Here is a 22,318-nt window from a genome sequence, read left to right on the forward strand (position 1 = left end):
AGCCGAACGGCAGGTGCTGACCGCGGCGAGGGAGAAGACGTACATGCCCCATCTGGACTTCTACGCCCATGTGGCCACGCGTGGCGACGTGCTGGGTGTGGGCATCGGCGCGCAGCCCGCCGACTGGGAGGCCGCGCTCGGCACCGATTTTCTGGACGTCGAGGACAGGGGGCTGTTGCGGCGGGACTACGGGCTCGTGGAGCTGTCGTTCCAGGAGGACGACGGCGCCTGGCCCTGCTTCGGGGTGAGCGTGCAGGTGCACCGTCTGCGGCAGGGCACGGAGTCGTCGGTGCCGGCGGCCTTGCGTGGCGTCTACGGCGCCTTCAAGGCCAGGCCGGGTTTCGAGGGCCTGGCCACCGCGATCGCCGAGCGAGGCTGTTCGGTCGAAGCCGAGACGGACGGGAACGGCACGGCCGGCGACATGCACCGCTACCGTGTGCCCGAATCCGGAGTGACGATCTTCGTCTGCGCGGACGAAGAGGACGCCCAGGGGCAGTCGGGTGAGATCTGGCGCCTCAGCGTGCCTCCCACGTGGTGGCGCGAGGCCGGCTGATCAGACGCTCGGGCCGGGCCGTGTCACCACCAGACAGGGCCCGTCCCCGCTACCCGTATGCCGCCTCATGTGCCCTCACGCGTCCGTTCGCCGGCCGCTCGTGGTCGGTCGCCGTACGAGCAGGTGGCTCACCTCGTATGACATCTCCGTCGTTTCCGGCTGCGGTGCGGGGTGGTATCTCCCCGCGCACACGGAGAGGTTGACGATGAGGTGGGCGTGCCAGCTCCGGCCCACGCCTCGCCCGTCGGTGAAGACCGGTCTGCCGTTGAGCCACCAGTCCACCGAGCGGCTGCCGAATACGGTGCGCAGGTCCACCCATGCGCCCGGGTGGATCGCCTGGTCACGGTGGTAGCGGTTGGTGCCGCGGACATGGTTGGTGAATTCGAGCAGGTCGGGGTTGTCCGGGTGGTACTCGAAGACGTCGATCTCCTGGTCGCCGTCGCGCCAGGTCCAGATCGCGGGCCAGGCTCCGATCTCCACGGGCAGTCGCACCCGGGCTTCCAGTACATCCCCGGCACGGACGGTGAAACCCTCCTCGCTGCCCTCGGTGGTGAGCAGTCCGGTGTCCCACCGGCCGTCCTGTCGTCGTGTGGCACGGAAGACGCCGGAGCGGCTGTATGCGGCGTCGGCCACCAGATGGTCGAGCTTGTCGTCGAGCGGGTTGACCGGGCCTCCACCGGGATAGGCCCATGAACGCCCCGCGACCCACTGGGTGGTGGAGGTGAAGTCGGCGGTGAAGGCGACCGGAGCGGAGAGAGGGCGGCCGGGGACGGGAAGTGAGCCGGCCGGTAAGGGTTCTGTCATGGCGAATGTCTGACCCCTCGAAGGCCCCCTATGCGTCTGGCCCCCGGTTACAGGGCAGATCTGACCCGTTCAGCCGAACGGGCGGGGGTCGGAGGGGCGTTCGGGACCTCGGGCGAACTCGTAAGCGGCCAGTTCGTCCGCATTGCCGATGAAGGCCGGACCACAGCGTGGTGGCAGGTTGCGTAGGACCATCGCCACCGCACCTTGCGGACTGTCCGTCTCGGCGATCCGGGGGCTGTTCCGACTGGGCCCTTCGACGTAGTACCGGCCGTTGTGCAAGGTGCCGATGTAGGGGATGTCCCAGGTGTAGCGGACCTGCGTGCACCTGCTGAAATGCAGCTCCCACATACCCGTCCAGGGGTGAAGCCGACGCAGCAGCGGCTCGGCGTGCGCCACGCGTACGAGTTCGGCGAACGGAGCGTGGAGCGGTGATCGTTCCGGTTGGCAGTGCTCGGCCACAAGCATGATCTTGTGCCAGGCTGCTTCGACAGTGCTGCTCATGACGTGATTGTGCAGGTTTCGCGGTCCGAAGAGCGCGCCTTCCGGAGGAGGCAATCAGCTGAACTGATGCCAACTCGGCGCAGGCCGGGGCCGTTGGACGACAGGAGAACGGCATCTGTTCGCCTCCACCCGCCCGGGCTCCGAAGTTCGGAACCGCTCGATGGTGGAACTGATCATGGGTGGGAGACACTTCATCCTGGAAGGCTTTCCGGGAGTGGAGCCCGGGGGAGAGGCGGTGACGACGAGTGAGTGAGCAAGGCGGCCGCGACTGGGTGGGCATGACTCCGGACGACTTCGACCGTGACGCGCCGCCGCGCCCGGAGGTCGACGGACGGATACCTGCCGAGTTGGACGAATGCGGCACGGCTCCTCTCTTCGGCGACGAACCGGCGCCGGCATCCACAAGCCGGCCTGACCCGCGCTCCCTTCTGCGAGGCTGCCAGGGTCGGCTGTTCTGACCGCCGGGCAGTCCGCGCGCACGGCGTGGGCCGCTCGTGTCCGCCTCCGCGATGCGCCTCGGAAACTGCGCCGATGAGTTGATTCTCGTCGGGGTTTGCGAAGTGAGGGGCGAAGGTCACAGTGGCATATCAGGCATTTCTCTCTTCGATCTTCACGGAAGGCGCACAAGTTAGCTAAGTTGGTCACCGTGTGCACAACTCTCACCGATAGGCCGGTGGTTTCGTGTGCTCTCGGAACGGAAGGAGTGCCCTTCTCATGGCACTTGAACAACCCTCGCGCCCCGGAGTGACCGAGTTCCCGGACAGGGGCAAGTCCTCTGCCCCTCAGGCTCGCACTGCCGAGACCCGGCTCTCGCCGTTGGCCGGTGCCCGCGTTGGCGACTGAGAGCGAGGGGCCGAGCCCCGACGAGGTGCGGCGGTGGGTCGACAGACTCTACGACCGGGCCGAGAGCGACACCGGTAGGTTCAACGCGACCCGCGCCGCCGCCATCCCGCGCCAGCGAGACGCGGCCACCCGTGGCCGGTCCCAGAATGACGTGGAGCCGGCGGTCGCAACCATGGCCCGGAAGTGGTTCGACGCCGCCCGCACCAAGTTGGGCCCGACCATGCCGGCATGGCACGCGGGCCAAAGGGTGCCGGCCCTGCCCGACCACGCGCCCCAGGCAGCACGTCCCGTGCCCCAGGTGGAACGTCGTGCAGAACCTCGCGCCCTCGAAGCGCCCCCGACACCTACGGGTGCTCCGTTCGAGCTGACCAGCGGATCAGCCAAGGCGCCGGCCACCGAGTTCCTCCCGGAGCTCCCCGCCCAGCGTGCCGCACCGGCTGCGGCAGACAAGACCCGGCAGGACGAGAGCGCCTGGCGTACCGGTGCACAGCCGGCACTCGACGGCGGCATGGCGGCCTGGCCGCAGTACGAGCCCTCGTCGGTGCGCGCACCGGAGTTCAGCCCCCAGTCCACCGCGGTGCTGCCCGCCGCTCCGGACTCCACCGCGGCGCTGCCCGCCGTCCCCGCCCCCGCCACGGGTGCTCACCAGGGGAACCTTCCCGCAAGCGGCGCGGAGACGTACGGTGCCGGTCCGGCAGCCGTCGCGACCGCACCGTACGCCACAGCTGCGGCAGCCGATCTCACCGCCTACCACCCCTCCGGTCCCCTGGCCGAAGTGCCCCCCGCCGAGTACGGCGATGGCTTGCCGGCCACCCCCGTATCAACCGTGGCGGCTCCCGCTCCACCCATGCCCACCGGGCCGGTCACCGCACTCGCCCCCTCGGCGCCGACGCGGGCTGCCGCCCCACCGGCCCCGGACATCCCCACGGCTCGGGCGACCCCCTCCACGGCCTACACACCCGGCGCCTACGGTGGATCCTGGTCGTCGCCGGACCACGGCCACAGCACTCGGACCGAGCGGGTGATCGCCTTCGCCCGCGCGCAGATCGGTCGGCCCTGCGTATGGGGCGCGGTCGGGCCGGGATCGTACGACGCCCCGGGTCTCACCCAGGCCGCGTGGAAGACGGCCGGTGTCACGCTTCCCCGGACCGCCCAGGCCCAGTGGGGAGCGGGAGTGCAGGTCTCGCTCGCTGACGCACAGGTCGGAGACCTGGTCTTCTTCCACGACGACCTCGGCCACGTCGGTATCTGGAGTGGCGACGGCATGATGATCCACGCCCCGGGGCCGGGCGCACTCATCCGTGAGGAGTCGGTGTTCTTCGCCGGCCAGTCGGCGATCAAGGGTGCGATCCGCCCGGCCTGACGTCACTCAGCCGCCCGGTCCGGCCGGGGGACGGCATGGACGGGGGTCCGGCACTTCTGATTGGTCTGCTGGCCACACTTCTGGCCCTCCAACTGCCATGGGGCCGGGACCGGTCATCGGCAAGGCACGGAGAGCAGGAGACGGGCGCGGGCTCGCCGTCGAGGGCGCCCAATCGGACAGGCACGTCCCGACCTCACCTGGCACCATGCGGCAATGGCCCTTCAGCACCCCGACGGCGAGTACACGATCACCGCGATGTACTCCGTACCGGATGACGCCTGGTACCTGGAACTGGACGTCGTTGCCGGACAGCGGAATCTCGTGACGGCGATCGTCCCGGACGAGGATCCGGCACGGGAGCCGACGGTGTGCTTCCACCCACGGGGAGGGCACGTGGACGTCCCGTACGGGGTCATGCGCTGGTTCATGCACCGGGTCGAGGAGGAGATCCGGACCTCCCGGGCCTGGATGCGGTTGAGGCCCGATCTTGTCGAGATCATCCACCAACTTGGTCAGGAACACTTGGGCGTCATCGACGACGACACCTTCCGTCATGTTCTGGCGGGGCTGCGCGCCGCGGTCCCCGAGGCAGACCTCCCCGCCGTTCTGGAGGCCGCTTTCGGGCGCAATCCCGACGGCACGACCATGGACCATCTGCACAGAGCCTCCGAGTGAAAGCGGCCTGAATTGCCGGCGTACCGCAGGCAACCAAGTCCTGGGGCAGTCAGTCGTACTGGGCGTACGGATGAGGATCTTGGTCCCGGGACGGGACCGGCACCCGCCCGTGCTCAACTGCTCACACGACTTCCGGAGTCGACATGTCTCAGCCCTTACGGGGCACAGCCCGGCGCACCGTCGTGGTCGCGCTCGCCCTGCTCAGCTCCACCGCCCTCATGCCCGTGGCGCACGCCCGGCCCGCCGCGGCGGAGGTTCGCCAGGACTTCAACGGCGACGGGTACGAGGACCTGGCCGTTGCGGCCCCGGACGCCACAGTGGGCGGGAAGGCGAACGCCGGATACGTGGCGGTGCTGTTCGGATCCGAGCGAGGGCTGCGCCCCGCCGCCCGCACGGTGTACACGCAGGCGTCCACGGGCGTGCCCGGCACCGTCGAGGCCGGTGACCGGTTCGGGAGCCGCCTCACCGCCGTGAACCTCGACGGCGACGGCTTCACCGACCTTCTGGTCGCGGCCCCCGGAGAGCAGTGGGAGCAGAACGGCCTCGCCCGAGAGGGCAACCGGACCGTGCTGTGGGGCGGGCCCGACGGCTTCACCACGGGCAAGGTACTGCCCGCCGAGGGCACTGGCAGCTTCCAGGCCGGCCTGACGGTCGCCGGTGACTTCGACGGCGACGGGCACCGGGACCTCGCCCGCGAAGGCCTGGTGGCGTACGGGCCCTTCGGCCGCGACGGGCAGCCCTCGCGCGTCCAGAGCGGCGTGAAGTTCGCCGACGACGACGTGCTGACGGTCGGGGTGGCGGCCGGGGACACCAACGACGACGGCGCCACCGACCTGGTCACGGTGACCCGGGCATACGACCGGGACCCCGAGGGCGGCTACACCTCCGAGGTGAACCAGCTGCTCGGCAGCCGCGGCGGAGTGCGCCCGCTGACAATCCTCAGGGGCCTGGAGAGCCGCACGCACGCGGATCTCACCCTCGGCGACCTGAACAAAGACGGGAGGGCGGACCTGGTACTGGGCTCCAACTCACTGCGCATCCGTTACGCCGGAGCGGACGGCCTGACCGCCGGTGCGCCCCAAGTCATCGACCAGGACACCCCGGGCGTCCCGGGCGTCCAGGAACGGGACGACACCTTCGGCTGGTCGTTGTCGGTCCGGGACGTCGACGGTGACGGATACGGTGACGTGCTGGCCGGAAACCCGTACGAGAGCTTCGACGGGGTGAAGCGCGCGGGCACCTTCGCCGTCGTACCCGGCGGACCGCATGGACCGACCGGCGCCGGCACCACAGTGCTCAGCCAGAACAGCGCGAACATGCCCGGCACCGCCGAGCGGCAGGACTTCTTCGGCTCCACCACCCACCTCGTCGACGGCGACGGTGACGGCCGGGCGGAGCCGGTGGTCGCGGCTGCATCCGAGGACGAGGAGGCGGGCGCGGTCTGGGTGCTGCGCTCCGGCCCGGCCGGCGTCACGGCCCGGGGAGCCTTCTCCTTCGGCGCCCGGACTCTCGGCACGGTCGCCACCAAGGCTGCGCTGGGTTCCGCCTTCCCCGACTGAACCGACCGACGGGCCTCGGTGGTCCGCTCTGCGTGTTTCCGACCTCGCCCCCCGTCTCACAACCGGAGGCCGCAGTTCTCTGACCGCTTGCCGCAGGGGACCTCGTACGCCGCGACCCAGCTCCCGCGGCGTCCGACGTCCAGGAACCGGCCGACCGATGACACGGACGGCCGGTTCCGGCCTGTTGGGGCAGGCAGTGTCCTCGGTGAGCAGGCAGACCACTCGGCACAGGCCCCATCCGACCGGGTCGCGCGCACGCTGGTATCCACCTTCGACGTGCCCCGCCTGCCCAAGCGCTCCATGCGCTCCGGGAAGAGGTTCAGTGGACCACGGTTGCTGCGGTGGCACATCAGATGTCGACACGATGGTTCCTGAAGGGTCGACCAGGAAGAACGCAAGGATCTTGCGGTAGCCGGGGCGCGTGGGGTGCACGAGGCGGAATGAGCCGACCCGGTGTGGCAGGACGTTCGGGAACGCAAGACAGCGGCCCGCCGGCGTCGCAGCCGACCCCAGCATCTGGTTCAGCGCGTCCTCATCCTCCAGGCCGTAGACCTCGCGCAGGCCGTTGTCGTCGTTCTGCTGGGTATCCGGGTCGTCAAGCGCCGCCCGGAAGCTCAGTTGGCTTTCGGTGATGTTCTCACTGTCCCAGTAGTAGATGCCGGTGGAGACGATCCGCTCGTTCAGCATGCCTTCGACATGCCAGGATCCGCCGGAGTGCTCGGGCCTACCGGGCGTGAGGTGAATCGTGGAGCGGGTCGAGCCGTCGAGGTCATGGAAGACGGGCGCGGCGAAGCTCTGGACTTGCTCAAGAAGCGCTTCAGGCCACTACAACGCCGGGCATACTACGGGCAATCCGGGCACAGCTCGGCGAAAGGGGGCGTCGTGTTGATCGCATTGGTTTTGGTGGGCGTACTGGCTGTCGTCACCGTGGTCACTTGGATGGTGCGCCGGGCATGGCGTCGTGCCTGGGAGGATCTGGCCGTCCGGGCAACCGTGCACGGGACGAGCGCCGGGCCGGACTTCGGAACCTGGCCGACCAGCACCGGAACGCACAGCGCGACGACGACGCACGAGGCCTGCAGCCCGGTCGACTCGTCCTGGTGGGTGGCAGGCGCGAGCGAGGGCACCTCGAGCGGCTGCTCCAGCGGTAGCTCCTCGACGTGCGGGAGCAGCTCGTCGTCCTGTGGGAGCAGTTCGTCCTCGTGCGGGAGTTCGTCCTCGTGCGGCAGCAGCTCGTCTTCCTGCGGGAGCAGTTCGTCGTCCTGCAGCAGTTCCTGCTGACCGGAACCAGGCCCTTCGTCGACCGGGGCGTCCCACTCCCCGGTCGACGGTCGGTTCGAGTCGAGCGGCACCGCGTGGTGGGAGTTCCCCCGAGTGGGTCGTTCGGGCGGGGCCGGGCCGGGCACCTGGAGTCCATGACCAACGACGCAGGCCGCATCCGGCTGGTGCAGACCGTGCTCGACAGCACCGACGCCCGCAAACTCGCCGAGTTCTACCGGTCCCTGCTGGGGCTCGACTACGCGGAGGGGGACGAGCCGCCTCCGGCCGGTCAGCCGGACGAGCGCGGTGGGGACTGGCTCGTCCTGCGCCATCCCGGCGGTGGACCGCAGCTCGCCTTCCAGCGGGTGGACCGCCTGCGCGAACCGGAGTGGCCCGACGGACAGGTGCCCCAGCAGATGCACCTCGATCTGAGCGTCGCCTCGCTGGAGGAACTGCGCAACCAGCACGAACGCGTGCTCAGCCTCGGCGGCAGTCTGCTCGACAACCGGGACCGGCCGGACCCCGACGACGAGGAGCGCTTCCGTGTCTACCGGGATCCCGAGGGCCACCCGTTCTGCATCTTCGTCGCGGAGAGGGACGAGTAGCCCTGCATGGGCGCGGGGGCAAGGGCGGGTCGCACCACGGACGGTGGTGACCGACCTGACCGACATCAAACGCCTCGTGCTGATCGCCCGGGCGGTGGACGCCGAGCACACGCTGGACGGCCTCACCTGCTGGGACGAGACCCAATCAAGCCACGTACACGACCTGCGACTCGTTCGGTTGCCGACTCGGCAACGGCGCTCATGTGGGTGGCCCGCACCCGACCCGCCGGCTGCTGACGAAGACGGACAACGGAGTCGGGGGTGCTGCGCGCAGCGCGCGAGGCACAGGTCTGGCTGCGCGGACTTGCGATCCTGGCCGTCGCTGCAGTGCTCGGCGCCCTCACCGCCGGGCAGCGAGACAGGAGCCGTAACGCCGGTGAGGTGCGTGGCGGTTCCCTTCCCCGGGCCGGGCATCTCACCTTCGTTCATCGCCCCTGCCGGAGCAGCCGCTGTTCGGTCACTCTCGCCCTTGCTGTCCGGCGCGCCCCTCGAAGTCCCGGCGCACTGCCGCACCTTCGTCGTCGACCAGCCCGTTCTCGTGCGGGAAGTCCAGCACCGTTCCGCAGTGGCTGCACAGCTTCCCGTCCTCGGCGGGGGTGCCGCATGCCTTGCAGAACCGATTGCCCTTCTGGTTCTCGTTTTCCTGCGTCATGACTCTCCGGGAGCAGCTCGGAAGTAGCGGTTTCGGATGCGGGGTACCCATGGTGCCGGAGTCGATACAGTGGCCGGCCGGGCCGCGACGGCCGAGCCGTCCCGTGCGGTGGATCGGTGTACCGCGGGCTCTCGAAGCAGGGCGATGACCGTGTCGAGTTCCTCTCGACAGTGGCTCTCCCCACCTGCCGGCCGCCGGTGCGACGGTTCAGCCCGCAGCGCCGACGACTCCCCGGTCCTGCGTGGTGGAGCGTCTCAGCGCGAGGGCCGCGATGTCGTCGTCGAGTCGTCCGCCGCCGTGCCGGAGCAGATCCCGGTGCAGCCGGTCCAGCAGTTCCCGGGGGTGCTCCGGACTCTGTCGCCGCATCCAGTCCGGCAAGGGGAAGAACCGGCCGGCGTGGTCCCGGGTCTCCGATACGCCGTCCGTGTACAGCAGCAGCTGATCACCGGGCGCGAAGGAGACGATGTCGACCCGGTAGCGGTCACCGATGAGCGCCGCGAGGTTGAGGGGCGGGGAGGGAGCCGTGGGCTCCAGGACCCGGACTTTCCCGTAATGCGCGATCAGTGGCGGGGGATGTCCGCAGTTGAGGAGTCGTAGCCGGCTGCCGTCGTGCGGAATCTCGGCGAGGAGAGCGGTGGCGAAGTGCTCGGGCCGGTCCTGGGCGGGGAAGGCGGCGCTGTGGCGGGTGACGGTGGTTTCCAGGCGGTGGACGATGCCCTGGAGATCGGGTTCGTCGTAAGCGGCCTCCCTGAAGCAGCTGATCACCGCCGAGGCCGCCCCCACCGCGGACAGTCCCTTGCCCCGCACGTCGCCGATGAGCAGACGGACCCCGTGCGGTGTACCGATCGCCTCGTAGAAGTCGCCGCCGATGCGGGCTTGTTCCTGGGCTGCCAGATACAGCGATTCGATCTCGACGCCCTCGATGCGGTGCGGCAGCGGGCGCAGCAGCACCTTCTGGGCCGCGTCGGCGACGAGCCGGACCTGGAAGAGCGTCTCCTCCCGCTGAAGTCGGACATGACTGCCGTACGCGGCCGCCAAGGTGACCGCGATGATCGCGGCCGACGTGAACGGCGTGCCCAGATCGGTGTGGAAGAAGCTGAGGACGATCATGAGTACGAGACAGAACGCCCCCAGCGCCACTGTGGGGAGCACGGGCCACATCGCCGCCGCGAGGGCGGGAGCGGCGGGCAGAAGGCGGCTGAAGGCGATCTCCCTGGGGGTGGAGAAGGCCAGGACGGCGATGAGAACGGTCACGATCAGGGGCGACAGCCGGGCAGCATCCCATCGGCCGCTGTAGGCGGGGCGACGGCGCCACGGCCGTGCAGACGTGATCACAAAAGTATCTTATCGGTCTAATCGGTCACGGGGCGTGCAGGGATCGGGCGCGCCCTGGCTACCTGGGATCACCAATGTTAGAAAGGTCGCATGGCGAGTCTTTTCGCCCGTTTTCGACAGCTGTCGGTCAAGCGTCTGATCAGCAAGAGCACGCGGACTGTAGCCGGGCAGGTTCTGGTTTTCCAGGTGGCTCTGGTGGTGCTGCTCGTAGCCTGCGGCGTCTTCGCTCTCATCCTGCAGTCGGAGCGGGACAGCAGCGCCGAGGCCAGGCGCCGCTCCACGGCCGTGGCGCAGACCTTCGCGCACTCGCCGGGCGTTCTGGCGGCGCTGCGGACCCCGGACCCCAGCAAGATTCTCCAGCCGCTCACCGAGGCGGCACGCCGTGCCGCCGACGTCGACTTCATCGTGGTCATGGACACCCAGGGCATCCGGTACACCCATCCCTTGCCGGACCGGATCGGGAAACGGTTCGTGGGCGAGATCGGGCCCTCGCTGGCGGGGAAGGTCTTCGTGGAGAGCGTCGACGGCCCGCTCGGTCGTGAGGTGCAGGCCACGGTTCCGGTCAAGGACGCCGGCAGCGATGTGGTGGGCCTCGTCTCGGCGGGGATGAAGGTCAAGAACGTCGAAAGTCAGTTGAACCAACAACTACCGATCATCCTGGGCGCGGGGGCCGGAGCGCTCGCACTGTCGGCCGGCGTGACGGCGCTGGTGGGCAGGCGGCTGCGACGTCAGACCCACAGCCTCGCCCCGGACGAGATGGCCCTCATGTACGAGCACCACGACACCGTGCTCCACTCCGTACGGGAAGGGGTGCTCATCGTGGCCGCCGACGGGCGGCTGATGCTGGCGAACGACGAGGCCAGACGCCTGCTGGAGCTGCCCCCGGACATCGAGGGGCGGCCCGTCTCGGACCTGCCGGGCCTCGATCCCGAGACGAAGGCGCTGCTCACCTCGGGGCGCGAGGCGACCGACGAGGTGTTCCTGGCGGGAGAGCGGCTGATCGCGGTCAACCAGCGGCCCACGGGGCAGCGGCCCACGGGTCGCGAGGGAGGACCCAGGGAGACGGTCGTGACACTGCGCGACTCCACCGAGTTGCAGGCGGTGACGGGCAGGGCGGAGGTGGCACGGGAACGGCTCCGGCTGCTGTACGACGCCGGACTCCACATCGGCACCACCCTCGACGTGCTGCGCACCGCGGACGAACTGGCGCGGGTACCCATCCCGCGCTTCGCGGACTTCGTCACCGTGGACCTGGCCGACGCCGTCCTGCACGGCGAGGAGCCGGCCCCGACCGGGACGGCCATGCGGCGCGCGGCCGTGTCCGGCATCGTGGACAACCATCCGCTCATCGAGCAGGGCCGGCTCTTCGACTACGTTCCCGCGACGCCGCAGGCCCGCGGATACGGCAGCGGCCGCTCCCAGCTGGTGAGCGATCTGCCGTCCGCCACGAGCTGGCGCGTGCAGGACCCGGAACGGGCCCAGGCGGTCATCGACTACGGCATCCACTCCCTCATCACCGCGCCCATCCAGGCCCGCGGCGTCGTCCTGGGCATGGCCAGCTTCTGGCGTGCGCAGCAGCATGAGCGCTTCAACGAGGAGGACGTCTCGCTCGCGGAGGAGTTGGTGGCCCGTGCCGCGATAAGCATCGACAACGCCCGTCGCTACACCCGCGAGCACACCCTGGCGGTGACCCTTCAGCGCAGCCTGCTGCCGCAGGCCATGCCCGAGCAGAACGCCCTCGACATCGCCTATCGCTACCTCCCCGCGCAGTCGGGCGTGGGCGGGGACTGGTTCGACGTGATTCCCATGCCGGGCAGCCGGGTGGCCCTCGCCGTCGGCGACGTGGTCGGCCACGGCCTCCACGCCGCCGCCACCATGGGACGGCTGCGCACCGCCGTGCACAATTTCTCCGCCCTCGACCTGCCCCCCGACGAGCTGCTGAGCCATCTGGACGACCTGGTCGGAAGCATCGACCAGAGCGAGGCGGCGGAGAGCGCCGCGGGCGTCGTGGGCGCCACCTGCCTCTACGGGATCTACGACCCGGTGACACGCCACTACGTCATGGCGCGGGCGGGGCATCTGGCGCCCGCTCTGGTCCGTCCTGACGGGACCGTCACCTTCCCGGACGTGCCCGCCGGCCCGCCGCTGGGCCTGGGCGGCATGCCGTTCCGGACCGCGGAGCTCTGCCTCGCCGAGGGGACCCAGCTCGTCCTGTACACCGACGGCCTCATCGAGGACCGCAGGCGCGACCTGGACGTGGGAATGGAGCTGCTGCGCGAGGCGCTCACCGGCAACCCCGGCCGGCCACCCGAGGAGACCTGCCAGGAGGTGCTGGAAAGGGTGCTTCCCGGGCGCCCCAAGGACGACGTCGCCCTGCTCGTCGCCCGTACACGGCAACTTCCGCCCGACCACATCGCCGACTGGGACGTCCCCCAGGACCCCGCCGCCGTCGCGGGGATGCGCGACGCCGTCGCCCGAAAGCTCGAAGCGTGGGACCTGGCGGAACTCGGCTTCACCATGGAGCTCATTCTCAGCGAGCTCATCACCAACGCCATCCGCTACGGCTCCGGACCGATCCACGTCCGGCTGATCCGCGACCGCACCCTGATCTGCGAAGTCGCCGACGGCAGCAGCACCTCACCTCATCTGCGCTACGCCGCGACGACGGACGAGGGTGGCCGGGGCCTGTTCCTGGTCTCGCAGATGGCCGAGCGCTGGGGCACCCGGTACAGCCCGCAAGGCAAGGTGATCTGGGCGGAACAGGCCCTGCCCTGACTCCGAGCCGGAGGTGCCGCTTGGGGCGTGAGACCCCAGCATGCAGCCGGTTCTCGACGCATCGGGCGTAGGGCCCGTCGGGCCGGCATCGTCTCGGCGCTCCCCCCGGCTCACGGCAGATGCGCGCCGTGAGCCGTCCAAGTGATGTGCCATCAAGCCAAGTTGCGTCGGCTGCCTTCCGGGGTTCCTGCCCCGCCCATATCCTCGTGCGGCTGACGTTACCAACGGTAAGGGGTGGCGATGAGTGGCACCACGCGCAGAGAGTTCCTGGGTACCGCCGCGGCCGCCGGCGGCTTGGCTCTCGGAACCGCGGAGGGGGCTTCGGCCGAGGACGCCTCCTCACCGGGGACGGTGGCGGTCCTGGGCGGCGGCGTCGCCGGGCTCACGGCCGCACACGAACTCGCCGAGCGCGGCTTCCGGGTCACGGTCTACGAGCGCAGGGCACTTGGTGGCAAGGCCCGCAGCATGGACGTACCGGACAGCGGCACGGGCGGCCGACGCCCCCTGCCCGGCGAGCACGGCTTCCGCTTCATCCCCGGCATCTACCACAACCTGCCCGACACGATGCGGCGCATCCCCTTCCCCGGCAACCCGGGCGGCGTTCACGACAACCTCGTCGCCCCGAAGGAGATGCTCTTCGCCAGGTCGGGCGGCCGTGAGGACATCCGGATTCCGTTGCCCTGGCCCGACAACCCCCCGGCCGAACTCACCCCCGACGAAATCCGCCGCGCCTTCACCGCCGTTCTGGACACGGCCTTCAACCTCCCCCTCCACGAGGCGCTCTACTTCGCCAACCGCATGCTGGTCTTCCTCACCAGCTGCGACCAGCGGCGCGACACGGTATGGGAGCGAACGCCCTGGTGGGACTTCGTGCGCGCCGGACGGATGTCCTACGACTACCAACGGGTCCTCGCGGTCGGCATCACCCGCAACATCGTGGCCACCAAGGCGGAGGAGGCCAGCACCCGCACGGTCGGCACCCTGCTGGAGGCCTTCGCCTTCAACCTCCTCGGGCGGGGCGCGGACGGACCACTGGACCGGATCCTCAACGCACCCACCAACGAGGCCTGGATCGACCCCTGGGTGACCTATCTGAAGTCACTCGGCGTGGAGTTCCGCGTCGGCTGGACCGTACGGGACCTGACCCTGGACGCGGGGGCGATCGCCGGAGCCGTCGTGGAGGACCCCTCAGGCGCGCGCCGGACCGTCACCGCCGACCACTACATCTCGGCGATGCCCGTCGAGCACGCCCGCCGCACATGGAACTCCGCCGTCCGCGCGGCCGACCCCCAGCTGGCCGAGTGCGACCGGCTGGAGACGGACTGGATGACGGGCATTCAGTTCTACCTGACCGAGCGCATACCGACCGTGCACGGCCACCTCGACCTCATCGACTCCCCCTGGTCGCTGACCGCGATCGCCCAGGCCCAGCACTGGCCCGGCCGCGACTTCCCGGCCGATTACGGTGACGGTACGGTCGTGGACTGCCTGTCCGTGGACGTCTCCGAGTGGGACCGCCCGGGCATCCTGTACGGCAAGACCGCCAAGCACTGCACCCGCACCGAAGTGGCACGCGAGGTGTGGGCACAGCTGAAGGCGTCGCTCAACGACGGCGGTCGTACAGTCCTGCGGGACTCCGTGCTGCACTCCTGGTTCCTCGACCCCGCTGTCGACGGCCTCGGCACGCCGCATCCCGTCAACGAGGAACAACTGCTCATCCACCCGGTGGGCACCTTCCACCACCGCCCGCAGTCGGCCACGAAGATCCCCAACCTCTTCCTGGCCGGCGACTACGTGGCAGTACCCATCGACCTCGCCACCATGGAGGGCGCCAACTCCTCGGCCCGGCAAGCTGTCAACGCCCTGCTGGACCGATGCGGATCCACCGCACCACGCTGCGCCGTGACCCCCCTCTACCGAGCCCCCGAACTGGAGCCCCTCAGACGCCACGACCGCACCCGCTACCTCCTCGGCCTGCCGAACGCCTTCGACATCGGCTGAAGGCCCCCACGGAGGTCGAGGATTCGACCGGTGCGAGCACCCCCTCACAGTCCGGCGATGTGATTCCACCGCCTGCCGAACTCCACACGTTCGTCGGAAGCGACGTCCCGTGCGATGGCCAGCCGGCTGCGCATCTCCTTGTCGGGGAAGATCAACGGGTTCTCGGCGAGGGCGGCGCTCTCCGCGTCCCCCGCGGAGGCCAGGACCTCCCGTGCGGCAGGGACCGGGCAGACGTAGTTGACCCATGCGGCCAGCTCGGCGGCGACTTCGGGATCGTAGTAGTAGTCGACGAGCCGCTCCGCATTCGCTTTGTGGCGGGCGAGGTTGGGGATCGTCAGCGACTCCGCCCACAGCTCGGCGCCTTCCTCGGGGACGACGAACTCGATGTCCGGGTCGTCCGCCCGGAGCTGGATCACGTCTCCCGAATACGCCTGGCATGCCAGGACGTCACCACTGGACAGGTCCTTGATGTAGTCATTGCCCGTGAAGCGCCGGATCTGTCCCGTCTTCACCTGCTTCTCCACCTGGTCACAGACGGTGTGGAAGTCGTCGGCCGTCCACCGGGTGATGTCGACGCCGTTGCCCTGCATCAACAGTGCGAACGCTTCGTCCATGCCGGACAGCAGTGTGACCCGGCCCTTCAGGTCGCTCGCCCACAGATCCGACACCTGCCGTATCTCCCGGCCGGTCCTGCGCCGGTTGTACGCGATGCCGGTGATGCCGGACTGCCACGGCACCGTGAACGCGCGGCCGGGATCGAACACCGGCGAGCGCAACTGCGGGTCGAGATACCGGGTCACGTTCGGCTGCCGGGCCCGGTCCATCTCCTGCACCCAGCCGAGTCGCACGAACCGCGCGCTCATCCAGTCACTGATGACGATCAGATCGCGGCCGGTGGGCCGGCGGTTCATCAGTGCCGGGCTGATCTTGCCGAAGAACTCGTCGTTGTCGTTGATCTCCTCGACGTACTCGACCGAGATCCCCGTGCGCTTCTCGAAGGCCTCCAGGGTGGGCCGCCGCGAGGGACGCTCGTCGTCGGTGTCGATGTACAGCGGCCAGTTCGCCCAGTTCAGCCGCTGATCGGTGGAGGACAGGTCGACGGCGGCGCGGTCGCCGGGGCGTACGTACGCGGCCGGGACACCACACCCGGTGAGTCCGCCGAGCGCCGCGCCGGAGCCCAGCGTGCGCAGCAGCGTCCGGCGGGAGAGCGGAGGGATCGTCTTCAGGGGCATCGGGGCAGCATGCCGCGCCCGGTGACGACCGGACAATCGGCACGGCGTCGAGAGGCCGGCCACGCCTACCGGACACCTTGTCGATCAACGGGCACGGGCTGACGGCCCCGCCTCGGCGATCGCGCGTGCCGGCGAGCCGGTCCGGTTGCGGCCGACCTCTTGACCCCGGTGTCCTCCTCCCCGATGCTCGGTTGCGTATAGCGGTGCGCGTATCTGATAAAGCAACTCCTGAAGCAGTGCACCCGCGTGACTTCCCCGTCTGAGGAGCAGCCCATGGCTCACGAGGTACGTGCCGTCGTCGCCCGGAAGAAGGGCGCCCCGGTTTCCGTCGAGACGATCGTCGTTCCCGATCCCGGCCCGGGGGAGGCGCTGGTCAAGGTCGAGGCGTGCGGCGTCTGCCACACCGACCTCCACTACCGCGAGGGCGGGATCAACGACGAGTTTCCCTTCCTGCTCGGACACGAGGCGGCCGGCCGCGTCGAAGCGGTGGGGGAGGGGGTCACCGGCGTCGAACCCGGTGACTTCGTCATCCTCAACTGGCGTGCCGTCTGCGGCCAGTGCCGGGCCTGCAGCAAGGGCAAGCCCTGGTACTGCTTCGCCACCCACAACGCGACGCAGCCGATGACGCTGCTCGACGGCACCCCGCTCTCGCCCGCCCTCGGCATCGGTGCCTTCGCGGAGAAGACGCTGGTCGCCGCCGGGCAGTGCACCAAGGTGGACCCGGCCGCCCCGGCGGCGGCAGCCGGGCTGCTCGGATGCGGTGTCATGGCGGGCTTCGGCGCCGCCGTCAACACCGGCGCCGTCGGGCGGGGAGACTCCGTCGCCGTCATCGGCTGCGGTGGTGTCGGCATGGCCGCCGTCGCGGGAGCCCGGCTCGCCGGCGCGGCCAGGGTCATCGCCGTCGACATCGACCGGCGCAAGCTGGACCGTGCCCTGACCATGGGGGCCACCCACACCGTCGACGGAGCCAAGGACGACGTGGTCGAGGCGGTGCGCGAACTGACCGGCGGCTTCGGCGCGGACGTCGTCGTCGAGGCCGTCGGCCGCCCGGAGACGTACCGGCAGGCCTTCTACGCGCGGGACCTGGCCGGCACGGTCGTGCTGGTGGGTGTGCCCACCCCTGAGATGAAGGTGGAACTGCCGCTGCTCGACGTCTTCGGCCGCGGCGGCTCGCTGAAGTCCAGCTGGTACGGCGACTGCCTGCCATCGCGCGACTTCCCGGCCCTCATCGACCTCTACCTGGGCGGCCGGTTCGACCTGGACGCGTTCGTCACCGAGACCATCGGCCTCGGTGACGTGGAGGAGGCCTTCGAGAAGATGTACGGCGGCGACGTGCTGCGCTCCGTGGTGGTGCTGTGATGGCCGGCGCACCCCGCGTCGAACGCCTCGTCACGAGCGGGACGTTCAGTCTCGACGGCGGCACCTGGGACGTCGACAACAACGTCTGGATCGTCGGTGACGACGACGAGGTGATCGTCATCGACGCGGCGCACGACTCCGACGCCGTCCTGGAAGCCGTGGGTGACCGCCGCCTGTCGGCCGTCGTGTGCACCCACGCCCACGACGATCACGTGCGTGCCGCGCCCGACGTCGCCCTCGCCACCGGCGCGCGCGTCCTGCTGCACCCCGACGATCAGGTGCTGTGGAAGATGGTGCACCCGAACAGGCAGCCCGGCGCTCCCCTCGCCGACGGCGACGACCTCGTCGTGGCGGGCATCGGGCTGCGCGTGCTCCACACGCCCGGGCACGCACCCGGTGCCGTGTGCCTGTACGCCCCCGACCTCGGGGCGCTGTTCAGCGGCGACACACTGTTCGCGGGAGGGCCCGGCGCGACCGGGCGCTCGTACAGCGACTTCGGCACGATCCTGACGTCGATCGGAGACCGCCTGCTGACCCTCCCCGGTGAGACGGTCGTGTACACCGGACACGGTGACTCGACCACCATCGAGGCGGAAGCACCGCACCTGCAGGAGTGGGCCGCCCGCGGCTGGTGACACGAGCACCGCCGCACGGGCCGGGATGGCCGAACGCCCTCGGTCCTCCGTCTTCCGCGCGCGACTCACTCGCGACGTCACCGGCGGACCCCGCGGCCCCCGGCCCCTCCGGCTTCGGTGCCGGTCCCAGCCGCCGAGCAGCGTGCCGGTGCGTCCTGGTCCACGGCGTCGCCTCGACGGCCGACGCCGTGCGCGTGCCCGCCGGCCGGGGTCTCGGGTGCGCGCCGGCGCCGTCGCACACGCCCTCCTCCACAGCGCGCCCAGCCTCACCTGCGTTTCCTATGGCGCAGGTTGTTCCACATGGTGCAACCAGAAATATGGGCGCCGAGCGGCCCGTGAACTCCTTGACAAGGGTTTGCGGACGCCCTCACACTGGCGTTGCGTTGACCGCAATCCGTTTCGCTATACGCACCGAGGTGTCATGATGATTCCCGCGTGCCGTCTCGTGGATCTGCCCCGAGGCGAGGCCCACAGGCTCGACATCGACCCGCCGGTCTCGGTGTTCCACACCGACGACGGCGAACTCTTCGCCATCGACGACACATGCACCCACCAGGACGCCTCGCTCGCCGACGGCTGGCTGGAGGGCCGCGAGGTCGAATGCCCGTTGCACGCCTCGAAGTTCAACCTCACGACCGGAGCCGTCGACGCCCCGCCGGCCAAGCTCCCGGTGCGCACGCACGAGGTCTTCGTCGAGGACGGCATGATCTACGTCCGGCTGTCCACGGCCGCCCCGAACCTGCCTCCCTGCATAGCCGCCCGGCTCGCCGGGGGCGTCGCGTGAGGACGGTGGCCGTGGTGGGCGCGTCGCTGGCCGGTCTGTCAGCGGCGCGTTCCTTGCGCAAGCAGGGATACGACGGACGGCTGGTCGTCATGGGCGACGAGCTCCACCGTCCCTACGACAGGCCGCCGCTGTCCAAGGAGTTCCTGGCCGGCGGCATCGGCGAGGCCGATCTCGCCCTGGAGCCGGACGACGAGGACCTGCAAGTGGAGTGGCTGCTCGGAGCCCGTGCCGCCGGACTCGACACGACACCCCGCGCCGTACGGCTCACCGACGGCCGGAAGGTGAGGGCCGACGGCATCGTCATCGCCACCGGCGCCGCCGCCCGCACCCTGCCCGGCATGGACGGCCTGGCCGGTGTGCACACCCTGCGCACCCTGGACGACGCCCGCGCTCTGCGGGACGAACTGGCCCGGGGCGGACGCCTGGTCGTGATAGGCGGCGGCTTCATCGGCGCCGAGGTCGCCTCCACCGCCTGTGCGCTCGGCCTCGACGTGACCATCGTCGAGGCCGCGCCCACACCACTGGCCGGACCGCTCGGCGCCGCCATGGGCAGGATCGTCTCCGCCCTCCACGCCGACCACGGCGTACGCCTGTTGTGCGGAGTAGGCGTCAAAGGGCTGAGCGGAGAGACCCGCGTCGACGCCGTCCTGATGGAGGACGGCCGTAGCGTCCCCGCCGACATCGTCGTCGTGGGCGTCGGGGCCCGCCCCTGCGTCGACTGGCTGGCGGGCTCCGGTGTCGAACTCGCCGACGGCGTCAAGTGCGGCGCGGACGGCCGTACCAGCGTGGCCGGGGTGGTCGCGGTCGGCGACTGCGCCTCCTGGTACGACCCCCGCGCGGGCACCCACCGCCGTGTCGAGCACTGGACCGGCGCCCGGGAACGCCCCGACGCGGCGGTCGCCGCCCTGCTCTCCTGGGGCGAGACCGAACCGGGCGTCCCGAGACCGCCCTACTTCTGGTCCGACCAGTACGGCGTGAAGATCCAGTTCGCCGGCAACGCGTCCCGCGCCGACAGCGTCACGATCGAGGAAGGCGCCGCGGACGACCGTAATGTCCTGGCCGTCTACCGACGTGCCGGGCACCCGGTCGGCGTCCTCGGGATGAACCAGCCCCGGCTGTTCATGCGCTGGCGCAAGCAACTCGCGGCCAACGCGTTCTGACAGGGAGCTGCTCCCAGATCCGACGTCGTCCGGTGCAGCTCGTCCCGGCGCGTGTGCGTTCCCGTTCCACGACGTTTCTCCGAGGAGTGCACTGTGACCTCGACCGGTCTGCCGGAAAGTCTCATCGCCACCCTGCCCGGCTCCGCCTACACCGACCCCGGCATCTTCGCCCAGGAGCAGGAACGCATCTTCGAGGCGATGTGGTTCTGTGCCGTGCGCTCCACCGACCTCGCCGCTCCGGGGGCGTTCAGGACCGTCCAGGTCGGCCGCGAGAGCATCCTCGTCACCCGTGCACGCGACCAGTCCGTACGCGCCTTCCTCAACGTCTGCCGGCACCGCGGAGCCAAGCTGTGCACGGCGGAGAGCGGCGAGGTCAAGCGCGCCTTCCAATGCCCCTACCACGCCTGGACGTACGACCTGACGGGCAAACTCGTCGCGGCGCCCAACCTCACCAAGATGCCCGACGTCGGTCGCACCGAGTACGGCCTGGCAGCCGTGGCGACGCGCGAGTGGCTCGGCTATGTGTGGGTGTGCCTCGCCGAGAACCCGCCCCCTTTCGACGAGGTCGTGCAGGACGTGGTCGCGCGCCTCGGCGACACGGAGTCGATCGAGCACTACGGCATCGATGACCTCGAGGTCGGCAGACGGATCGTCTACGACGTCCGGGCGAACTGGAAACTGATCGTCGAGAACTTCATGGAGTGCTACCACTGCGCGACGATCCACCCCGAACTCACCGAGGTGCTGCCCGAGTTCGCCGACGGGTACGCGGCTCAGTACTACGTGGGACACGGCGCGGAGTTCGGCTCCGAGGTCAAGGGCTTCACCGTCGACGGCTCGGAAGGCCTCGACCGCATTCCGGGCGTCACCGAGGCCCAGGACCGTCGGTACTACGCGGTCACCGTCCGGCCGCAGGTGTTCATCAACCTCGTGCCCGACCACGTGATCTTCCACCGGATGTACCCGGTCGCCGCGGACCGCACCGTCGTCGAGTGCGACTGGCTGTACCTCAAGCACGTCGTCGAGAGCGGCAAGGACGTCAGCCGGTCGGTGGAGCTCTTCGACCGGGTCAACCGGCAGGACTTCGACGCCTGCGAGCGCTGCCAGCCCGCGATGAGCTCACGGCTGTACGCCAAGGGCGGGGTCCTCGTGCCCAGCGAGCACCACATCGGTGAGTTCCACGCCTTCGTCCAGGAGCGTCTGGGCGCGAGGCTGGGGCGGCCGCGGTGACGGCGGCTCCCGGCGGCCCGGCTCCCGGTGCCCGGGGCGGCCGGCGCAAGCGGCGCGGCGGGATCAGCCCAGATATCCCATCCGGTGGCTGATCTCGTCCGCGCCCTCGACCAGCACCGGAGCGAGATCGTGAATACGGTCCTCGGTGAGCCGGTACGCCGGCCCTGAGGCGCTGAGTGCAGCGATGACCTCCCCGTCCCGATTGCGGACCGGGGCGGCCATGGCGTGCAGCCCCGCCTCGAACTCCTCCAGCGTCCAGGAGTAGCCGCGCTCCAGCGCCTCGGCGAGGTTCTTCTCCAGCTTGGTCTTCGCGGTCAGAGTGCGCGGCGTCATCTTCTTCAGACCCGCGTCCGACAGCAGTGCGGCACGCTCCTTCGCCGGCATGTGGGCCAGCAGGATCTTGCCACTGGAGGTGGCATGCAGCGGCGTCAGCTGGCCGACCCAGTTGAACGCCGTCACAGCACCCGGACCGCGCACCTGGTACAGGTTGATCGCGTACTTCTCCTGCATCACGGCGAGATTCACCGTCTCGCCGATCTCCTCGGCGAGACGCTCACAGACCGGGCGGCTCTGCTGAGTGATGTCGATGCGTCCGGTGACCGCACCGGCGAGACGGACGATGCCGAAACCGAGGCGGTACTTGCCGCGCTCGCCCGCCTGCTCCACCAGTCCGCGCACTTCCAGGGCGCCCAGCAGCCGGAACGCGGTGGACTTGTGTACATCGATCTCGGCGGCCACCTCGCTGACGCCCGCCTCGCCGCGCCGGGCCAGGATCTCCAGCACGGTGATGGCCCGGTCGACCGACTGCACCCCGCCGGACGGCGCACTTGTCGTTTCGGTATCTGGATGGTAGTTGCTCACAACGCAACTATACGGGCGATTAACATAGCCGGCAGCGGTGCAGGTCACGGCCTTCACGAGAAAATCAGAAGTTGCGTTGTCCGCAACCTGGTGCGCATAGAGATACCGGTACTAGCATGCCGCGCATTCTC

Annotated in this window: 19 protein-coding genes and 1 pseudogene; 12 read left to right on the plus strand and 8 right to left on the minus strand. The window is 69.9% G+C overall.

What is annotated here, in order from left to right; genetic code table 11:
* The first annotated feature begins 43 nt into the window (after positions 1 to 43).
* On the plus strand, positions 44 to 553 hold the full coding sequence (locus ADK65_RS07275) for a hypothetical protein (protein ID WP_053669037.1): 510 nt from the start codon (positions 44 to 46) through the stop codon (positions 551 to 553).
* A 75-nt stretch (positions 554 to 628) separates the two neighbouring features.
* On the opposite strand, the gene ADK65_RS07280 is transcribed toward ADK65_RS07275, so the two are convergent.
* Both ADK65_RS07280 and ADK65_RS07285 read right to left on the minus strand, forming a co-directional pair.
* Positions 629 to 1,357: a family 16 glycosylhydrolase gene (locus ADK65_RS07280; RefSeq protein WP_053668973.1), complete on the minus strand. Its 729-nt coding sequence runs from the start codon at positions 1,355 to 1,357 to the stop codon at positions 629 to 631.
* 69 nt (positions 1,358 to 1,426) lie between these two features.
* Complete coding sequence (locus ADK65_RS07285) at positions 1,427 to 1,858, minus strand: DUF6193 family natural product biosynthesis protein (RefSeq protein ID WP_234352816.1); 432 nt, start codon at positions 1,856 to 1,858, stop codon at positions 1,427 to 1,429.
* Between the two features lie 1,141 nt (positions 1,859 to 2,999).
* Between ADK65_RS07285 and ADK65_RS07290 the strand changes: the two genes are divergently transcribed.
* The 3 genes from ADK65_RS07290 (at position 3,000) to ADK65_RS07300 (ending at position 6,298) form a co-directional block, all read left to right on the plus strand.
* Positions 3,000 to 4,064: a C40 family peptidase gene (locus ADK65_RS07290; protein WP_234352817.1), complete on the plus strand. Its 1,065-nt coding sequence runs from the start codon at positions 3,000 to 3,002 to the stop codon at positions 4,062 to 4,064.
* A gap of 213 nt (positions 4,065 to 4,277) precedes the next feature.
* Positions 4,278 to 4,739: a hypothetical protein gene (locus ADK65_RS07295; RefSeq protein ID WP_053668975.1), complete on the plus strand. Its 462-nt coding sequence runs from the start codon at positions 4,278 to 4,280 to the stop codon at positions 4,737 to 4,739.
* Positions 4,740 to 4,882: 143 nt separating this feature from the next.
* Positions 4,883 to 6,298: an FG-GAP-like repeat-containing protein gene (locus ADK65_RS07300; RefSeq protein WP_053668976.1), complete on the plus strand. Its 1,416-nt coding sequence runs from the start codon at positions 4,883 to 4,885 to the stop codon at positions 6,296 to 6,298.
* 324 nt (positions 6,299 to 6,622) lie between these two features.
* Here the strand turns inward: ADK65_RS07300 and ADK65_RS36840 are convergent.
* Positions 6,623 to 7,048: pseudogene (locus ADK65_RS36840) on the minus strand (DUF4246 family protein); the annotation flags it as partial.
* Positions 7,049 to 7,140: 92 nt separating this feature from the next.
* Positions 7,141 to 7,650, minus strand: a complete 510-nt coding sequence (locus ADK65_RS07305) for a hypothetical protein (RefSeq protein ID WP_053668977.1) — start codon at positions 7,648 to 7,650, stop codon at positions 7,141 to 7,143.
* Between the two features lie 63 nt (positions 7,651 to 7,713).
* Here ADK65_RS07305 and ADK65_RS07310 point away from each other — a divergent pair, with 63 nt between their 5' ends.
* The gene (locus tag ADK65_RS07310) at positions 7,714 to 8,163 is read left to right on the plus strand and encodes a VOC family protein (RefSeq protein WP_053668978.1); all 450 of its coding nucleotides are present in this window, start codon (positions 7,714 to 7,716) and stop codon (positions 8,161 to 8,163) included.
* A 457-nt stretch (positions 8,164 to 8,620) separates the two neighbouring features.
* Here ADK65_RS07310 and ADK65_RS07315 read toward each other — a convergent pair whose 3' ends face one another.
* Both ADK65_RS07315 and ADK65_RS07320 read right to left on the minus strand, forming a co-directional pair.
* Positions 8,621 to 8,815 carry a double zinc ribbon domain-containing protein gene (locus tag ADK65_RS07315; RefSeq protein ID WP_053668979.1) on the minus strand — a complete coding sequence of 65 codons (195 nt, stop codon included), beginning with the start codon at positions 8,813 to 8,815 and terminating at the stop codon, positions 8,621 to 8,623.
* A gap of 207 nt (positions 8,816 to 9,022) precedes the next feature.
* Positions 9,023 to 10,150: a PP2C family protein-serine/threonine phosphatase gene (locus tag ADK65_RS07320; RefSeq protein WP_078955847.1), complete on the minus strand. Its 1,128-nt coding sequence runs from the start codon at positions 10,148 to 10,150 to the stop codon at positions 9,023 to 9,025.
* Positions 10,151 to 10,240: 90 nt separating this feature from the next.
* Here ADK65_RS07320 and ADK65_RS07325 point away from each other — a divergent pair, with 90 nt between their 5' ends.
* Together ADK65_RS07325 and ADK65_RS07330 are read left to right on the plus strand one after the other, a co-directional pair.
* The gene (locus ADK65_RS07325) at positions 10,241 to 12,925 is read left to right on the plus strand and encodes a SpoIIE family protein phosphatase/ATP-binding protein (protein ID WP_199825581.1); all 2,685 of its coding nucleotides are present in this window, start codon (positions 10,241 to 10,243) and stop codon (positions 12,923 to 12,925) included.
* 240 nt (positions 12,926 to 13,165) lie between these two features.
* Complete coding sequence (locus tag ADK65_RS07330; RefSeq protein ID WP_053668980.1) at positions 13,166 to 14,926, plus strand: hydroxysqualene dehydroxylase; 1,761 nt, start codon at positions 13,166 to 13,168, stop codon at positions 14,924 to 14,926.
* A 44-nt stretch (positions 14,927 to 14,970) separates the two neighbouring features.
* Here ADK65_RS07330 and ADK65_RS07335 read toward each other — a convergent pair whose 3' ends face one another.
* Entirely contained in the window at positions 14,971 to 16,158 is a 1,188-nt protein-coding gene (locus tag ADK65_RS07335) for an ABC transporter substrate-binding protein (protein WP_053668981.1), read from the minus strand.
* 273 nt (positions 16,159 to 16,431) lie between these two features.
* Here ADK65_RS07335 and ADK65_RS07340 point away from each other — a divergent pair, with 273 nt between their 5' ends.
* The 5 genes from ADK65_RS07340 (at position 16,432) to ADK65_RS07360 (ending at position 21,326) form a co-directional block, all read left to right on the plus strand.
* Entirely contained in the window at positions 16,432 to 17,517 is a 1,086-nt protein-coding gene (locus ADK65_RS07340; protein ID WP_053668982.1) for an S-(hydroxymethyl)mycothiol dehydrogenase, read from the plus strand.
* Positions 17,517 to 18,152 carry an MBL fold metallo-hydrolase gene (locus ADK65_RS07345; protein ID WP_053668983.1) on the plus strand — a complete coding sequence of 212 codons (636 nt, stop codon included), beginning with the start codon at positions 17,517 to 17,519 and terminating at the stop codon, positions 18,150 to 18,152. The genes ADK65_RS07340 and ADK65_RS07345 overlap by 1 nt, the downstream gene beginning before the upstream one ends.
* Positions 18,153 to 18,573: 421 nt before the next feature.
* Positions 18,574 to 18,936, plus strand: a complete 363-nt coding sequence (locus ADK65_RS07350) for a bifunctional 3-phenylpropionate/cinnamic acid dioxygenase ferredoxin subunit (protein WP_053668984.1) — start codon at positions 18,574 to 18,576, stop codon at positions 18,934 to 18,936.
* The gene (locus tag ADK65_RS07355; protein WP_078955848.1) at positions 18,933 to 20,096 is read left to right on the plus strand and encodes an NAD(P)/FAD-dependent oxidoreductase; all 1,164 of its coding nucleotides are present in this window, start codon (positions 18,933 to 18,935) and stop codon (positions 20,094 to 20,096) included. The genes ADK65_RS07350 and ADK65_RS07355 overlap by 4 nt, the downstream gene beginning before the upstream one ends.
* A 93-nt stretch (positions 20,097 to 20,189) precedes the next feature.
* The gene (locus tag ADK65_RS07360; protein WP_053668986.1) at positions 20,190 to 21,326 is read left to right on the plus strand and encodes an aromatic ring-hydroxylating oxygenase subunit alpha; all 1,137 of its coding nucleotides are present in this window, start codon (positions 20,190 to 20,192) and stop codon (positions 21,324 to 21,326) included.
* 63 nt (positions 21,327 to 21,389) lie between these two features.
* Here the strand turns inward: ADK65_RS07360 and ADK65_RS07365 are convergent, their stop codons facing one another.
* The gene (locus ADK65_RS07365; RefSeq protein WP_053668987.1) at positions 21,390 to 22,136 is read right to left on the minus strand and encodes an IclR family transcriptional regulator; all 747 of its coding nucleotides are present in this window, start codon (positions 22,134 to 22,136) and stop codon (positions 21,390 to 21,392) included.
* Positions 22,137 to 22,318: the final 182 nt, after the last annotated feature.

This window comes from Streptomyces sp. NRRL B-1140, assembly GCF_001280065.1.
Lineage (GTDB): Bacteria > Actinomycetota > Actinomycetes > Streptomycetales > Streptomycetaceae > Streptomyces.

What these genes read in the sequence shown, in the direction of transcription:
- ADK65_RS07285 (WP_234352816.1), bottom strand. Translation starts at nt 1,858, where the DNA reads ATGAGCAGCACTGTCGAAGCAGCCTGGCACAAGATCATGCTTGTGGCC.
- ADK65_RS07345 (WP_053668983.1), top strand. Translation starts at nt 17,517, where the DNA reads ATGGCCGGCGCACCCCGCGTCGAACGCCTCGTCACGAGCGGGACGTTC.
- ADK65_RS07340 (WP_053668982.1), top strand. Translation starts at nt 16,432, where the DNA reads ATGGCTCACGAGGTACGTGCCGTCGTCGCCCGGAAGAAGGGCGCCCCG.
- ADK65_RS07330 (WP_053668980.1), top strand. Translation starts at nt 13,166, where the DNA reads ATGAGTGGCACCACGCGCAGAGAGTTCCTGGGTACCGCCGCGGCCGCC.
- ADK65_RS07335 (WP_053668981.1), bottom strand. Translation starts at nt 16,158, where the DNA reads ATGCCCCTGAAGACGATCCCTCCGCTCTCCCGCCGGACGCTGCTGCGC.
- ADK65_RS07295 (WP_053668975.1), top strand. Translation starts at nt 4,278, where the DNA reads ATGGCCCTTCAGCACCCCGACGGCGAGTACACGATCACCGCGATGTAC.
- ADK65_RS07325 (WP_199825581.1), top strand. Translation starts at nt 10,241, where the DNA reads ATGGCGAGTCTTTTCGCCCGTTTTCGACAGCTGTCGGTCAAGCGTCTG.
- ADK65_RS07300 (WP_053668976.1), top strand. Translation starts at nt 4,883, where the DNA reads ATGTCTCAGCCCTTACGGGGCACAGCCCGGCGCACCGTCGTGGTCGCG.
- ADK65_RS07310 (WP_053668978.1), top strand. Translation starts at nt 7,714, where the DNA reads ATGACCAACGACGCAGGCCGCATCCGGCTGGTGCAGACCGTGCTCGAC.
- ADK65_RS07350 (WP_053668984.1), top strand. Translation starts at nt 18,574, where the DNA reads ATGATGATTCCCGCGTGCCGTCTCGTGGATCTGCCCCGAGGCGAGGCC.
- ADK65_RS07315 (WP_053668979.1), bottom strand. Translation starts at nt 8,815, where the DNA reads ATGACGCAGGAAAACGAGAACCAGAAGGGCAATCGGTTCTGCAAGGCA.
- ADK65_RS07280 (WP_053668973.1), bottom strand. Translation starts at nt 1,357, where the DNA reads ATGACAGAACCCTTACCGGCCGGCTCACTTCCCGTCCCCGGCCGCCCT.
- ADK65_RS07275 (WP_053669037.1), top strand. Translation starts at nt 44, where the DNA reads ATGCCCCATCTGGACTTCTACGCCCATGTGGCCACGCGTGGCGACGTG.